The following is a 14856-nucleotide window of genomic DNA, read 5'->3' as shown; positions in this document are numbered from 1 at the left end:
GAATATATTTTTAATCTGAAATAGGCAAAAACGGAAACCGTATAACTAACGACTGTTTCTCCATTACTATGCGTTCTTTCTGTTCTGTAGGAACCTTCGCAGACTCTTCCATAGTGGCTAAAACAAGAATTATCTCATTACAAATATTCTCAATAATGTCTTGTACTTTATCCATATTTGAACTTTTTCCCTTATGGAGTATTCTACACCCTATCTCTTCAAGAATAAACATAGTAATATCTATGGCTTCACTGTATTTTCCATCCTTCACCAAAAATTTTGCCTGCGTAATCCATTTATCCAAACTTCGGGAAATGGCCAAGATATCTATTCGGTTTTCAGGTTGAAAAAAACAACTATCTATCTCCATCTGCCTTGAGGTCAGATGAATGAAGTTTGATGAAGAGGCATCATTTTGTTGCAGCTTGCGCAATTTGATATACTCTTCCGCATTTTCAAAAGTCTCCTTGCTGACTCCTGATATAGCTACGGTCATATTTCCTACAGATATGACAAGACGCTTTTCACGTGCAATACGCACAATATAACCTTCAAGACCGGCCAAAACACCTGACGTGACAGTGACCAAAGTATGCCCGGAAGAATAATATCCAAAACTATTAGGCATGAAACGAATCCTATCCGCACTCAATTGCGAGATTTTCATAAAAGGAAGCATCATTCTATGTGGAATGGATACTGTTCTTTTTGTATAATAATCCCTGACTAGATACATTCCGGGGAAGTTAGTATCAAGGAATTTCTGGATTGCATCACAACAATCCCCACGCACAAATATCAGTCCGGGTACGGAAGGTTTCTCTTCCTTAATTATATTTTTACCATGACGATTATACACTACCGTTTTATGGATAAAAGTTTGGAATCTCTCTTGCAGCTTCTTACTTACTTTATCAGCTTTGGAGCGATAAGTAAAAAGATAGAACCAAGGAGAGTTATCCTCAAATTCAGGAAACACTTCTTTTCCCGGAACAGCTTCACAAACTGTACCGGCCTGATCATTTTTTCCTAAATCAGATAAATCGTCTGTACTATACAGTGGCATTGACATTTTATCTGAATATGTATAGATAAGTAGTTCCAAATAGCAATGACTCATCTCGCTTTTGAAAACTTATTGAATCAAAAATACTATCCATCTAGCCTGTTAAAAAATCAAATTAGTAAACAAATCTCTATATAAATAATAGTCTATCCTCTTCTCAAGAGGGAGAACAGTCTTTTTTAATGAGGATTTTTTTGTTGATATATAACATATTACGTACAGAGACACAATAATCTAAGTAGTATCTGTATGGGATATTTAATGTATAGTAATTAAAATAGTAGCAAAATGAGGCAAAAACAAATTTTAAAGAATGGTCTGGTATGTGCTGGTGAACATCTGGAATGTGAAAATTATGCAGCTGACAAACAGGCCCTCATAAAAGTTGTAAGTTTAAAAGCCGGAGATTATTATTTCAGGGACAAAACAGAACACTCTGCATTAGTCTTTCTCCTTTCCGGAGAATTGGAACTGTCCATGGGCTATACCATCAATCAAAAGGTGGTCGGTGGACAAATGTATTTAATACCTGCCGGTGAAAGTTATTGTTCAAAGACTAAAACAGATACGACAGTATTTTATTCTCTTTTTGATTGGGAAATGCCTTTGTGCAACAAGTTTGCCATTAGACAACTGGTAAAGTACAAGCAGAATGACTGTACCGATACGGACAAGACTCGGTTATGCCTACTCCGACTACACAAAGTGTTGAAACAGGAAATTGAATCGGCCATTGAAACGCTAAACACAGGTTTAGGGTGCATTCACTATCAGAAACTCAAGCGAGATATCATCTTCATGGAATTACGCGGACTTTATGAAAAAGAACAATTGGCTGCTTTGTTCTCGCCCATACTCGGAATAGACAATGACTTTAAAGTCAAAGTACTGAGCGCTTATACCCAAACTGAAACAGTCAAGGAATTGATGGATATACTTCACATGTCTCCAACCACATTTAAACGCAAGTTTTACCAAGCGTTTGGAACCTCTGCCAAGCATTGGCTGATACAGAAGAAAAAAGAAAGAATATTTCATGATCTTATCTTCACTAAAACTTCCGTTGCAGAACTTGCAGACAAATACAAGTTCTCGGAAAACTATATGACGGCCTTTTGCTGCGAACATTTCGGAAAATCACCCAGAAAAATACGATTTGAATGGAGATCTTTCATCAAAGGGTAACTTTTAAATGTCAAGATCACTCGGTATAATTAGGGGCTTTCTCTTCCTAATTCTAGTAAACATTTGGTCCATTTTCGTAGATAAATGGACTGTTTTTGTGTGTTGTGGATAGTAAATTCTCGTTAATTTTGCACTTGAAAAGAGAATGAAGCATAATATTCTCCCTCTTGAGAAGAGGAGGAAACAAAAAGTATATAAATATAGATACTTTACATAAAATCAGCAAGCATAATCTTTGAAAATTAGAGTTTTTTTAATAAAATTCTGCAACAAGTCATGTTTGTTTCCTTGCAAAGGAAGCGATTACCTGAAAATTAGCGGAAGCTATCAAACCTGTATCCAGTGAAGTAAGATATATTGTCGTTGTTTCAAGATTATTGTGTCCCATTGCTTCGCTGATAACAGTATCATGCACTCCACATTGTCTTGCCTGAGAAGCCCAGGTATGGCGTGCAACATATGATGTCAACAGCTCATCAAACCCCATAAGTTCCGATATTTGTCTTAATCGATTGTTATGAGTCCGCAGGGCACTGGAATATTCCACAGAAACTTTTCTCTGTGGATTATAGAGAATGGGAAATAGATACGGACAGTCCGGATCGTTCACCTTGTATTTATGAATAATTGCCTTTGCTTTTTCATGCAGTTTGACAGTCAAATGCCGGTTAGTTTTTTTCCGTTTATAAGAAATAAAATCATTCTTCACTTGTTCTTTCTTCAAATAGGCAATATCTACAAACGGCATTCCCTGCATATAGATACTAAAAAGGAAGAGGTCACGTGCAAATTCCAACTTGTTCTTTCCTACCAAAGAAAAATGGGTAAGTTTTCTGATTTTTTCATGAGAAACAGCCCTTTTACGTGTTTTCTCCTGGCCTGTAAAAGACTTACGAAAAGGACGTCTGTCTATCAGAACAATCTCTTCATCCAGTGCATAATTATAGATAGCACGAAGTTGTCGATTATACAAGGAGATTGTATTCATCCCCAATCCAACGTTAATAAGATGTGCCTGAAAGTCCTTCATCAACCCTACGCTCAAATCTTCAACAGCAATATCTTCTTCCTCTCTAAACTGTTTAAAATGCCTGAGAGCGCAAGTATAATTGCTTGCAGTCTTCTTTTTACCTAGTTTTTTGAAGTGTAGAATTCGCTCTTCTGCTAGTTGAAAAAAATTCTTCCCTGGCTTTTTCTCTTTAAACTTTTTTTGTTTCATTTCCACTTTTACTTAATTAAATATTATTAATTATAAAAACATGCAATCCAAATTCTTATCCTCATACAACAATTCTAATCCAATTTGAGACAAATGATATTGATATTAAAATAAGAAATTATCTAAGCTCTTAATATTCATACATTATTTCTAGTCTAACTCCCCTTCTACTTAACGTAAGAGGGGGCAAAAAGGGCATAGCCGTCAGCCTAAACTTACTAAATTCAAAATAATATTAAAAATATTTCGCTTGGAGCTTTTTTACCCCATTCCTTTCAGGAGCAGGGTTCTATTTCGTATTTTTCAACATAACAAAGAAGTATTAAGTTTTTTTTAATTAATGGTAAATAAAAATTAACTACACTTTGGCATTTCCTCTTTTAACCGAATAGTTAACCAATCCTACAAATCCGTGAAACGGATAAACAAAGTAACATAGGATAACTTTTTGTTTTTTCCTTTCAAAGCAATGGTTTGCCGACACCTTATCAATAAGTTCTTTAAAATTCTTATAAGCCTCTTTTTCTTCTAATTAAATATATTACCAACATTCAGATAAACAAAGCGGGTATTCCTTAGACATTTTTAATCAATATAAATCACAAACTTGTTTGATTTGTATCAATTCAAAATCATCACCAACTTTGAAACGAACTTCAGGACAGTTAGTTATACAGTTTATATACAACAGACAGTCTTTTAAATACTATCAAGCAACAGCTCTTGAATCCTGCCGCATTTCAATTCTCTTTTTCCCATATAACGATTTTCCCATTTTTATTTATCCCGTCAGTAGCTCCACCTTGCCGGTTTCAGGGTGCGAAGCTACGGACGGGGCCCCTAAAAATCTGCAAGGCCGCTTCGCGCCCTGCGGGTTTTGGCGAAAATTTTTCAATCCGTCCAGCCGGGCGGTTGAAAATTTTTCACCAAAAGCCTTGCATATTTTCTCCCCGTCCGTATCCGCCCCCTGAAACGAGCAAGGTGAAGCCACCGACAAGGCATAAAAAAAAAAGTCAATGTTATGAAAAAGAGAATTGAAATACAGCAGGATTTGAAACGAGGCTTCGGCTCCGCTCCAACCGGCATTAAAAATTTGGTGAAGTGGTCGCCGGTCGGTTTCGTGGTCTATGTGGCGGTGCGTTTCGTGTGTGCCTTTTTGGGTGGTGTGCTGCCCATGTCGGCAGTTTTGGCGGTGGTGGTTTTCCTCATCCGTGCCGTGTGGCGTATCCTTTGCGTGTTCGCTCTTTTCATCCTTGTTCTTTGCGTGATACTCTGACAGAATATGAATCATTTTAAAATCAAATCATTATGACTAAAGTACATTTATTGGGAGCTAACAGAAGTTACGACAGAAGCGTTCAGACCGTTTCAGTCAATCAAGTGGTAGTATTGGAAGGCTACAGCTATGACAGCTATGTTGTGTATGAAGTAAGCCGCAACGGGTGGGGAATAACCTATCATCTTGTCAATTTGCGAACACACGAGTTTCACACTTCCGACCTTATCCGCCCGTTGTCGGAGAAATTCGGGATAGGCATCTATTACGATGATGCGAATCCCACGTTTTTAGATCCGTTGGAAACAGCCGCTTTACTCACCAAGGCAAAAGAGAAGAAAGCCGAAGAAGAAAAGAAAGCGAAGGAAACAAGAGAGGAATACGGACGTATAGCCAAAATCGGTGCGGAGCGTTTGCGCCCCCTTGTCCCGACGGATGCAAAGGCGGTCATTATCGGCACACTACGGGTAAACGAGTGCGACAGCTATACGGACTATTATGACTACAGTATAGCAAGAACCGTCATTTTAGGCTTTTCCAAACATACACGCAACCTCTTTTCAGAAATGCGCAAGCATGCCGCCAATTTTGAGGGAACAGCCTATTTGGCGGAATATAACGCAGATTACGAACACCGTGAAAATTACAGCATGGGAGACGGTATGTATTTGGGCAGGAACAAGTACAGCGGTTGGACGGTTGAGAAAGAGCCTATCCACGACCTTGAAAAATTCATAGAACGGTATGCGCACACCGCAGGGGATGAAGCCAACCTTTGTATGAAAGCACCGCAGAGAAACAGCGATACGGCAGAACAATCCACAGCAACCGCAGACCTTTCAACCCTCAGTCTTGAAATCGTGGAATACAGCGAGAAGGCGATTGCCGTATTCGGTGACACCAGGCCGATAAAGGACATTCTGAAAGACTTGAACGGTCTGTTCCGTGCAAACCTCACCTATAAGGGCGAAAGGCGTGCAGGGTGGATATATTCCAAGAAGCAGGAAACGAAAGTAAGGGAAGCACTCGCCACGTGCATCCGTGTATGACAGCATGAACGGCAGGGCGGAACAATCCGCCCGCCTATCAACGAACCCATAAAAAAAGTAACGACATGAGAACGGAAACAAGAACATACACCCTCTATCGGATAACCGAGTTATCCGAGGAAGCCAAAGAGAAAGCACACACCGAATGGTTGTGCAACCGATATTTTTACGGTTGGACACACGAGAACCGTCAGACCCTTGATACCTTTTGCGAACGCTTCGGCATTGTGTGCCGTAATTGGAGATATGACGCATGTAATTACAGCTATGACTACCGCAGCAGGCAGGAAGACTGCATAGACGGGCTAAACGGTTGGCGGTTGGCGGCCTATCTGATGAACAACCATTGGAACGACCTGTACACGCCAAAATATTTTTGGAAAGGGAGGAAAGGACGAAAAAGCAGGATATTTGTAGATGCCTGTTGTCCCCTTACGGGCTATTATATAGATAACTGTATTCTTGATCCGATTTATCAGTTCTTGAAATCCCCCACCGAAAATATCACGTTTGACTGCCTTATGAACGAATGTCTCGACAGTTTTTTCCGTGCTTGTCGGGATGATATGGAAAGCACCCGGACTTTGGAATACTTCACGGAAGAAAGCAACGCCAACGGTTGGGAATACCTTTCAGACGGAAAACTATTCAATTAATTATCAACATTTAAAACTTATCATTATGAAAACGAACAAGAAAGTACAGACGAACAGCGTACAGAAAGCAGAGAAAGAAAATGCAGTAAAGGTAACCGCTTTGGCAATCATCCCGAAACCGATGACACTACTCACACCGCAGGACGTGCCCACGGCTACCGAAGTGACAGAAGCACCCGAAACGGCAACCGTTCCCACCGTTACGGAAGAAGCACCGCAGCAGGCCACGTTCAAGACACCGCTTGCAACGGCCACAGCCGAAACAGACCTTGACATCACCACCATACACCCAAGCACGGACAACCACCGCAAGACGTTCAATGACGCATCCTTGCAGGAACTTGCGGAAAGCATTCGGGAAGTGGGAATCCTGCAGGCCATTGCAGTACGCCCACGCACGGAAGGCGGTTATGAAATCATATACGGTGAACGCCGTTACCGTGCCTCATTGCTTGCAGGAGCAAAGACCATAAAGGCAACCATATATAACAATGTGACGGACGATGAAGCGGAAGACATGTCGTTAAGCGAGAACTTGCAGCGTGAGCAGGTACGCCCCACTGAAGAAGCAAAAGCGTTCAAGCGGTTGCTTGAAAAGGGCAGATATGACATGTATTCACTGACCGCCCGTTTCGGACGGAGCGAGAAATATATCTATACCCGATTGAAACTGAACGAACTCTATGCGCCTGTCGGTGAACTGTTGGACAATGAAACAATCACTGTCAGCGTAGCCGAGGAGATAAGCACCTATGAGCCCGATATACAAAAAGACGTGTACGAGAAGCACCTCAAAGAGGGGAACGGTGAGGATTGGACGGGATATACATTGAACCTCTTCAAAAGGTACTTTGAAAAATACTATACCACCGACCTTGGGCAATACAAGTTCGACAAGACGGAATGCAAGACATGCGTACACAACGCAGCCAATTACAACCTCTTTGCCGAGCATAACGGGTGCGGACACTGCACCAACCGCAAATGTCTGGAAGCCAAGAACGCAGCCCATGTGGCAAAAGAGACGGAGAAACTTTTGAAATCCGATCCGAAGCTGGTTGTCGCACGCCCCTACTACGGAAGCCGTAACGATATGGCACTACAGAAATTGGACAAGAAAGGGCATGAAATCAAGGAACTTGACTACAACGTATCGGCAAGGGAATTCCCCAAAGCACCCGAAGCACCGAAGAAAGAGCAGTTCACCCAAACGAAAGAGTACGAACAGGCGGTGCAGACATTTGAGCGCAGAAACGAGGAATATGCCCGAAAGGTGGAGGAACTTGACCGCATGAAGGAGGAAGGCAGGATAAAGACCTATGTAAAGGTAGGACAGACAGAACCCGAACTCTGCTACGTGGAGATAAACAGGAAGGAAACCGCCCCCGTCACTATCGGGACATTGCAGGAAAGGGACAAGCGTTTCAAACAGCTTTCCATCGAAAAGACCGTTGCCGATACGAAAAAGATTGTCCGGGAGAACGACTATCCCGAAAGCCCGTTCACGCAGTACGAAGACGGTATGGTTTATTTTGCCATGCTTGCCCAACTTCAAAGGAGACATTTCCCGCTTTTCGGCATCAAGGACCAGCCTTTCGCATTGGACGAGAAACAGCGGATGAAAATCGTTGCCAAACTGACGGACGCACAAAAGACGGTAATCAAACGGGACTTCATCAGCCACTTCCTTTGTGAGAACGGCCACGGAGACAACAACGCATCCAAGCTGCTGAGGGACTTCGCAAACATGCACTTCCCCGACCAATACGGACTTGTCAAAGCCACCCACGAGGAAGAATATCAGAAACGGCATGAACGTTTGGAGGAAAGGATAAAGGAAATGAAGAAAGCGGAAAAGAAAGCTGCCAGGGAAGCCGAAAAACAGCAGACGACAGAAAAGACGGAAAAGAAGACCACCGCCCCGAAAACAGAGAAGCCCGAAAGCGGAAAAGCCGCCTGACACCAAGCGGAAAGCATGTGCCGGAAACAACATCCGGCACATCTTTTTCACCGCCCCAAGAGAACAGAGGGCAGGGCCGGACGACCCCACCCACACCGCCACCGTAAAACCTTTTAAAATATTAGCGAATGAAATATATAAGAATGTTCCCGGACGTGGAGTATTCCACCGACAGGGATTTTTTCCTTGAAAATCAGATTGTCTGCATTGTAAGCAGGGAGGGCACGAAGTTTTGCAGCCTGATAGAAAACCGTCTGTTCATGCGTTCCCAAAGCCGCCATATCAGCAAGCGGATGCAGCTGCATATCATGTGTGAAATCCACAAGGAAATCTGCCGCCTTCGCTATGGCGGCGAGCCGGTGGAATGACCTGCCACACCCCACACCTGAATACTTCCTCTCAAAAAAGTCGGGCAATCCCTATGCGGTTGCCCGGCTTTTTTCTATTTTTGCAGGGTTGAATCAAAAAAAGAAGGTTATAAGATTAAAGAATTTGAATGATAACATATTAGAATAGCTTTTAGCTGTTTATTCCCGAACACGAAACGACCAATTTTAATGCAGGAGAATAAACGAGCGGAGTCCTTGTCATATCCATTGGCACGGACTTAACTCGTCTCCTGCGAGGCGCTTGGTCGTGCCTGTGTTCGGACTTGTTAAGTTCCGTGCTTTTTTCGGTACTTAACAGTAATTACGGACAAGGCATTAACAAAAAAACTCATGGAAATATGTATGACAGGAATGTTGCCGTTACAGGCTGTACCATTGAAAAGACAAGCCGATACGACCGGTTCAGGGAAAACAATATCCGTATGGAACTCTACCGTATTATTCTTGCACTTTATGATGAAGGATACCGCATGTTCTCCTGCAATCTGAATACCTATATCGGATTATTGGCGGCAGATACGGCCATCATGCTCCGTGAAGCGGACAAATGCCCGGAGATACATCTTTCAGCCGTCATCACCGGCACACGCTATCCGGCAGATACCGACAAAGTGTATTGCGCCTTATATGATGACCTGATAAAGAAGGCGGACAGCAAGGAGACGCTTTCAGAGAAAGACAGCCTCACCGGTGCGCTTGCCGCAGGCCATATCATCTGTTATTACGAGGACTTTTCTTTGGAAATGCAGCGGATACGCATGTCCGCCACTCCTTGTACCAATATCCGCAAAATGATATAGGCATCTATTCTTTATCGCAGGTTACAACAACTTTTCCAGCCGGACAATCCGTTTTTCGGTTGATGGATGCGTGCTCATGATATATTCGGTGAACGAAGGCCGCTCCCCACCCGTTTCCGCCACCTCCAGCCGACGCAGGAACGAGAGCAGGCCCTCCCCGCAACCGTAACGTACCGCATACGTGTCGCAACGGTATTCGGCATATTTGTTGATATTCACGTCTGCTATCCGGCTGATGCCGTAAATCGTATGATGCAGCAGTTTATAAAGGCTCCACCAGAGCTTTGCCATCCCCGCTACGGCGAAACGGACAGCCGGGACCACGGCGATTACCAGATTGCCTATCAATCCGAAAAACAGTGCAGGAAGAAGGAACAGCCCGTACAGACAACGGTAGCCCAGCGACTGCATCGAGAAAAGAAGAACCTGATAGACGAAATCATAATGCGAGATATGCCCCACCTCGTGACTGATTATCCCTTTGAGTTCCTCATCCGTAGCCACCCGGAGTATGCCGTCCGTCAGACCGATGGTATTGAAACCGAAGGTCACGGCGTTCGTGCGTGCATCCCTGTTGCGGTAGATATTCAGTTTCCTCTCCATCCCCATTTCCGAAAGCAGGCGTTCCAGCCGTACCCGTTCCTCACCGCCCAGCGGTCTGTAACCCTCTTTCATCCGCATCAGCCATACGTTCAGCGGTGAAAGGCTGTACAGAATATAAAGCAAGACCATATAGAAAGGCAATGAACAGACCAGATGATGCGCAAAGCCGTATCGGGCAAACAATCCCGGCAGGAAGGAAGGGGACACCCATTCCACGACAGCCAGTAGCAGGACATAAAAGGCCGATATAAGAATAATGTTTACCACCGCCACATAAGAGAGCAGAAGCAATTTGAATAAAATGCGGAATATCCTGAGTGCTGTTTTCATACGTATCTGATTGATTAATTAACTTCCGGCTAAATATAGAAACAAATTCCGTGCAATAGGAAACAATTACTCATTCCTTTGTTTTCATTAAGCAAATTTCATAAAATCAAGAACGGCGGGATACCCCACCGTTTTTCCTGACCGGCCTGACAACGGCTATTCTCCAGCCGTATCATTCGCAGTGTCAAATGTTACTGTCAGTTCCCTTTCCTGTCCGAAATTGTCCCGGACAAAGAATTTCAGTTCCGAGCGTCTGGCACTTGTCGAACGGTAAAAGAGGGTGAATACCTGCCTGACCGGATTTTCCCTATCCAGTTCCGGCACTTCCGCCAACGGCCTCACTTCCCGGTTGACGAGTCTTACGCCTTCACTGTCCGTCACCTCTCCCTTGCCTTCCATCTGGATGTAACCGATTTCATACTCCGCCTTTTCATAGTCCCCTTCACGGTCAAGATAAAAGCGTATCTCCACCGTTTCACCCGTTTCAATCTGTTCTTGCAGATACCATGACGAGAGGCTGAAATCATAATCCTGCCGGATGTCTATAGCATCGTTGCAGGAACCGAAGGCCAGCACCGCAAAGAGTGCGCCTATACATATATATAGTACATTTTTCATTTTTAAGTTTCTCCTTTCTCTTTTCATTAGTTAATGATAAGGCGGACTCCCAGTCCTACCTGCGTATGGAAATTACCCGCATCCGTTCCGAACAGGGCCCTTTCCTTGACTTGCAGCAGGAGCATCACCCGGTCGGTCAGATAAGTCTCAAAGGCCGCAGTCAGCCCACCGCCATAGATAAAGCAGTCACCGTTTGTCACCGTCGCCCCGTCAGGAAGCAGGGAGGTTCCCCGGTTGACCGTCTCGAAACCGCCCAATGCCGAGAGTCCGATACGTAGACATACATTCCGGCCCTTGTCCCACAATACGGGAATAAAGTAACCGAGTTCCCCTGTGAACTGCGCTTTGGGTATCGCCTTATTTTCATAGGTGTACTCCTTTATCTGATAATCCAGGCCATACAGCCAATAGGTACGGTTACGGTTGGTATGTGTAAAGGCCAGCGAGGTGAAGTAGTGGCGTTCACCGCCACTCTTCCATGAAAGGAAATGATTCACCCCGCCCGTCGTAAACTGTATGCCCGTCTGCCCCGGCAAGTCACGCTGCGCGTATGCTTCACCCGCAAGGAGCGACAATACAGCAGCTGTCAATATGAATAATATTCTTTGCATATACATTATATTATATATAGGTTATTATTTCAGGTGCAGCTCACTGATTGGTTTTGCCGCCACAAGGTCTGTATTCTCTATGCGGAACGACTGGTGACGGGCACCACCCTTTTCGTAAATCTCCACTACCAGCATCTTGTCATCCGGCAGTGTCAGCTTGGGCAACACGAAGATGTTGCGTACCGTGGCCTTGCCGTCCACCGTTGTCAGACGGTTGTAAGTCCTTACCGGCTCTATAATATTCTCCTGCATGGCCGTGCGCCTGGCCACCTTCTTGTCGACCACCTTGAAACGGATATGGTCAATGTCGAACGATATGTCCGAGGTGTTGCGCAGGGAAGTATGCAGGTACAGCAGGTCATTGTTGATATAGATTCCTTTGAGCAGGGTCTGTATGCCGTACTTCTTGCAGCCGATATGCCTGATGTCCCTTTTGTTCTTCTTATACAGCGTGTACATGACGCGGTTCACCACCAGCGGTGTCTCCCCGCCGAGTTCCTTCAGTTTCACGAACATGCGGTCGTCAGCCGCCCCGCCCATCGGGTTCTTCCGCAGCCAGTCTTCCATCTCAATGGAAAGTTGTGCCGGTTCATTCTTATATACCACATTAAAGGAATAGAAGCAGCCGTCAGCCGTAATGACCGAGAAGTTCGTCTCACCCTCAAAGTCCTTTACGGCAGACTTGATACGTACCACATTCTCCGCACCCGTAGCTTTGTCGGCAATGATGTCATAGGAGCCCAAATCCACATATTTCACTTCCGAAGGGAACAGGATATGTACGGTCTTCGAGAAAGTCACCTCGATGAGATGCGGTGCGATAATCTGATTGGTGGGGAAAATCCTTGTTTCCACGGATTCCTGCGCCTTTACCGACAATACGGTCAAAAGCATTACTAATGATAAAATAATTCTTGTCTTCATCTGATTACTGTTTTTTTGAGATTAATAGAAGTTGATAATTTGCTTTCACGGCCACCTTCACCTCACGCATCTTTGTGGCCAGGTATTGCGACCCGCCGCCAAGCACGCCCCTTGTCACGTCCATGACCAGTTGCTGCGAGGCACTGCGTGCGAATGAGATGCTTGTCCCGAAACTGCCCCCGATATTGGCGGCGGCTTCTTTCATGGCGGTACGTTCCGCTGTGTTCGGGACGAAAAGTCCTTCCTGCCCGTCCATATCGTAAGCCACCAGTTCCACCGGCAGAATACTGCCGCCGCTCTCTATGGAGTTTACCGTGACCGCCATCCGTTGCCCCTCGATACGCACCGTGCCATATAGCGGAGTATTGGTAGGCACAGGCACGCCGCCCACTTGCAGCGGTTCCAGCAGCCGGAACTTCAGTCATGCCCCGGTGGTCACCGTCTGGTCTTCAGCCACGCAGGCACGTATCGTATTGGTTCCGGCAGGCTGTCCGGCACCTACTGCCGTGGCAAAACCGTAATTGCGGGGTATCGTGTCGGGAGCCGGTGGTGCAGCCAGCGACGAGACCACGCTTTCCGTGGCACGTCCGGCGGCTATGGCGGCAGGGTTGCCGGACGGACCGCCCGATTGTATACTTTTCACCTGCCCGCCTGCCTGACCGGGAAAATAGCGTGCCGCCATCTCATACGACTTTTCCATCAGTTCCAGCGGATCTTGTCCCTTCCGTTCCAGCTTTTCATTAAGCTCCTTCACCTGCCGTTCCAGATCGCTTACCCTGGGATTGTCTTTCGGTTTCTGATAGAACGAGGCTATCTGTCTTGATATTTGTTGTTGCTGTTGCCGTGACTCCCGGATAGCGTCCTGTTCCGGTTCCGCCTTTTCCGGCTTCAGCCCGTCCGACGTGTCCGGTATCAGGTAATCGTCCGCCATGTCCTGCAAGGTTCTTACCTTTTCCTGCCTGCGCTTCTTCATCCGCTCCAGTTCGTAAGCCTTCTGTTTGTCGGTCATCGTTTCCGGTGCGATAGCGTCGGGTATCGTTGTATTGATGCCTGCCGTCCCTTCCACCGTTTCCGTTGTGTCCGGCTTGAAGATAAACCAGATGAACCCGGCGCAAAGCAGGGACAGAACAGCCGCCACGCCATAGAATTTCAGCTTGTCGGCAGCCTTGCGGCTTAACTGTTTCCCCTTTTCGGGTACGGACTCCGCTTTCCGCATTTCCTTCTCCTTTTCTTTCTTATCGGATTGTGTCATTGGATATATTGTTTTTTAATGGTTGGATACTGTCCGTCTGGGGAAACGCAATCCTTTGGAGATGCCGTACCTCAATCGGAAATTTGTCTGTTCCGCAGAAACCGCCCACGATGCAGGCAAGGTCGATGGCGGCGAAGAGTCCGAGCAGGTAAAGGATGATAACCTTTTGCTGCCGGCAGCTCAACCGCAGCCAGCGTCTGCGGAGTCCGGCCATATGGCGGTCTATCCCCGTTCTGAACGGGTGGAAGACCTTTTTTATCCCCTTATCTTTCATACTGTCCGATGTCCCTGTTTTCGATGATAGTAAAACTCTCTATCAGAAAGCCCTGCGGGTTGTTGTCACTCCGGGTGACGTTCCTCAGATGGCAGGTGGTGACAAGCGACCTTTCGGTAACGCTGCTCGAACGGATGATGTGCTGCCGGCAATAGGCCTTCATCCGATAGGGATAACTGTCGAAGTTCCCCCTTATGCTGTCCACCGTCAGCGTCTGCGAAATGTTTCCCGCTATCATACGGTTGAAATAGCCTTTTTCCTGCAAGTTCCGGTAGTAGCCGATGGCGCTTTCATCCGAAAGGTAAAGGGCACGCTGCACATTGCTTTCAATGGCGCTCTTGTCCGGTGACAGGGAGAAGAACAGCTCATGGAAACGCCTGATATGTTCCCTCGCTTCCACCGGACGGTTCTGCTGCACGTCCTGCGAAAGGGCCAGCATCAGTGATTTTCCGCTGTCCAACACATAGATTTTCTGTCGCTGCGCCTCGGCGAAATCATAAGCCTTTCATACGGAAAATACCGTTACCAGCGTACACGCCCCCAGGAATATCATCCCGAACAGCCGTAGCTGCCGGAACGATGTCTCGATGTTCTTTAATGATTTGAATTCCATTTTCTTGTTCTGTTTTTAATGTTATACAATT

General features: G+C 45.5%; 16 protein-coding genes and 1 pseudogene. 7 read left to right on the top strand and 10 right to left on the bottom strand.

Annotated features, from left to right (window positions below; all coding sequences use genetic code 11):
• Positions 1 to 10: 10 nt before the first annotated feature.
• Complete coding sequence (locus K6V30_RS12075; RefSeq protein WP_224207082.1) at positions 11 to 1105, bottom strand: transcriptional regulator; 1095 nt, start codon at positions 1103 to 1105, stop codon at positions 11 to 13.
• A gap of 249 nt (positions 1106 to 1354) precedes the next feature.
• Here K6V30_RS12075 and K6V30_RS12070 point away from each other — a divergent pair, with 249 nt between their 5' ends.
• On the top strand, positions 1355 to 2251 hold the full coding sequence (locus K6V30_RS12070) for a helix-turn-helix domain-containing protein (protein WP_224207081.1): 897 nt from the start codon (positions 1355 to 1357) through the stop codon (positions 2249 to 2251).
• 274 nt (positions 2252 to 2525) lie between these two features.
• On the opposite strand, the gene K6V30_RS12065 is transcribed toward K6V30_RS12070, so the two are convergent.
• Positions 2526 to 3470, bottom strand: coding sequence for a site-specific integrase (locus tag K6V30_RS12065; RefSeq protein WP_224207080.1), 945 nt, complete (start codon positions 3468 to 3470; stop codon positions 2526 to 2528).
• 1021 nt (positions 3471 to 4491) lie between these two features.
• On the opposite strand from K6V30_RS12065, the gene K6V30_RS12060 reads away from it, so the two are divergent.
• From K6V30_RS12060 to K6V30_RS12035, 6 genes are all read left to right on the top strand, one after another.
• Positions 4492 to 4746, top strand: a complete 255-nt coding sequence (locus K6V30_RS12060) for a hypothetical protein (RefSeq protein ID WP_224207307.1) — start codon at positions 4492 to 4494, stop codon at positions 4744 to 4746.
• A gap of 32 nt (positions 4747 to 4778) precedes the next feature.
• Positions 4779 to 5795 carry a fusion protein gene (locus K6V30_RS12055; RefSeq protein WP_224207306.1) on the top strand — a complete coding sequence of 339 codons (1017 nt, stop codon included), beginning with the start codon at positions 4779 to 4781 and terminating at the stop codon, positions 5793 to 5795.
• A 65-nt stretch (positions 5796 to 5860) separates the two neighbouring features.
• Complete coding sequence (locus K6V30_RS12050) at positions 5861 to 6451, top strand: hypothetical protein (RefSeq protein ID WP_224207305.1); 591 nt, start codon at positions 5861 to 5863, stop codon at positions 6449 to 6451.
• 25 nt (positions 6452 to 6476) lie between these two features.
• Positions 6477 to 8411 carry a ParB/RepB/Spo0J family partition protein gene (locus tag K6V30_RS12045; RefSeq protein ID WP_224207304.1) on the top strand — a complete coding sequence of 645 codons (1935 nt, stop codon included), beginning with the start codon at positions 6477 to 6479 and terminating at the stop codon, positions 8409 to 8411.
• Positions 8412 to 8539: 128 nt separating this feature from the next.
• Positions 8540 to 8779 (top strand): hypothetical protein, encoded by a 240-nt coding sequence (locus K6V30_RS12040; protein WP_060386384.1) that lies wholly within the window; start codon positions 8540 to 8542, stop codon positions 8777 to 8779.
• A gap of 359 nt (positions 8780 to 9138) precedes the next feature.
• Positions 9139 to 9600, top strand: a complete 462-nt coding sequence (locus K6V30_RS12035) for a hypothetical protein (protein WP_135187231.1) — start codon at positions 9139 to 9141, stop codon at positions 9598 to 9600.
• Positions 9601 to 9621: 21 nt separating this feature from the next.
• Here K6V30_RS12035 and K6V30_RS12030 read toward each other — a convergent pair whose 3' ends face one another.
• The 8 genes and pseudogenes from K6V30_RS12030 to traK all read right to left on the bottom strand — a co-directional run bounded on the left by K6V30_RS12030 (position 9622) and on the right by traK (position 14825).
• On the bottom strand, positions 9622 to 10533 hold the full coding sequence (locus tag K6V30_RS12030; RefSeq protein ID WP_224207303.1) for a M48 family metalloprotease: 912 nt from the start codon (positions 10531 to 10533) through the stop codon (positions 9622 to 9624).
• A 156-nt stretch (positions 10534 to 10689) separates the two neighbouring features.
• Positions 10690 to 11151 carry a TraQ conjugal transfer family protein gene (locus K6V30_RS12025; protein ID WP_120139982.1) on the bottom strand — a complete coding sequence of 154 codons (462 nt, stop codon included), beginning with the start codon at positions 11149 to 11151 and terminating at the stop codon, positions 10690 to 10692.
• Positions 11152 to 11177: 26 nt separating this feature from the next.
• Positions 11178 to 11768 (bottom strand): conjugal transfer protein TraO, encoded by a 591-nt coding sequence (locus tag K6V30_RS12020; protein ID WP_008781898.1) that lies wholly within the window; start codon positions 11766 to 11768, stop codon positions 11178 to 11180.
• An 18-nt stretch (positions 11769 to 11786) separates the two neighbouring features.
• Positions 11787 to 12686 carry a conjugative transposon protein TraN gene (traN, locus tag K6V30_RS12015; protein ID WP_224207302.1) on the bottom strand — a complete coding sequence of 300 codons (900 nt, stop codon included), beginning with the start codon at positions 12684 to 12686 and terminating at the stop codon, positions 11787 to 11789.
• A 4-nt stretch (positions 12687 to 12690) separates the two neighbouring features.
• Positions 12691 to 13077, bottom strand: a complete 387-nt coding sequence (gene traM, locus K6V30_RS25295; protein ID WP_309559888.1) for a conjugative transposon protein TraM — start codon at positions 13075 to 13077, stop codon at positions 12691 to 12693.
• A 30-nt stretch (positions 13078 to 13107) separates the two neighbouring features.
• On the bottom strand, positions 13108 to 13938 hold the full coding sequence (locus K6V30_RS12010) for a conjugative transposon protein TraM (protein ID WP_309559887.1): 831 nt from the start codon (positions 13936 to 13938) through the stop codon (positions 13108 to 13110).
• Positions 13922 to 14212, bottom strand: a complete 291-nt coding sequence (locus K6V30_RS12005; protein WP_060386371.1) for a hypothetical protein — start codon at positions 14210 to 14212, stop codon at positions 13922 to 13924. Before K6V30_RS12005 ends, K6V30_RS12010 begins: the two co-directional genes overlap by 17 nt.
• Positions 14202 to 14825, bottom strand: a pseudogene (gene traK, locus K6V30_RS12000) (conjugative transposon protein TraK). Before traK ends, K6V30_RS12005 begins: the two are co-directional and overlap by 11 nt.
• Positions 14826 to 14856 lie beyond the last annotated feature (31 nt).

The organism is Bacteroides faecis (genome assembly GCF_020091505.1).
GTDB lineage: Bacteria > Bacteroidota > Bacteroidia > Bacteroidales > Bacteroidaceae > Bacteroides > Bacteroides faecis.
The sequence above is the reverse complement of the archived record's forward strand: the minus strand, read 5'-3'. Positions and strand labels throughout refer to the sequence as shown.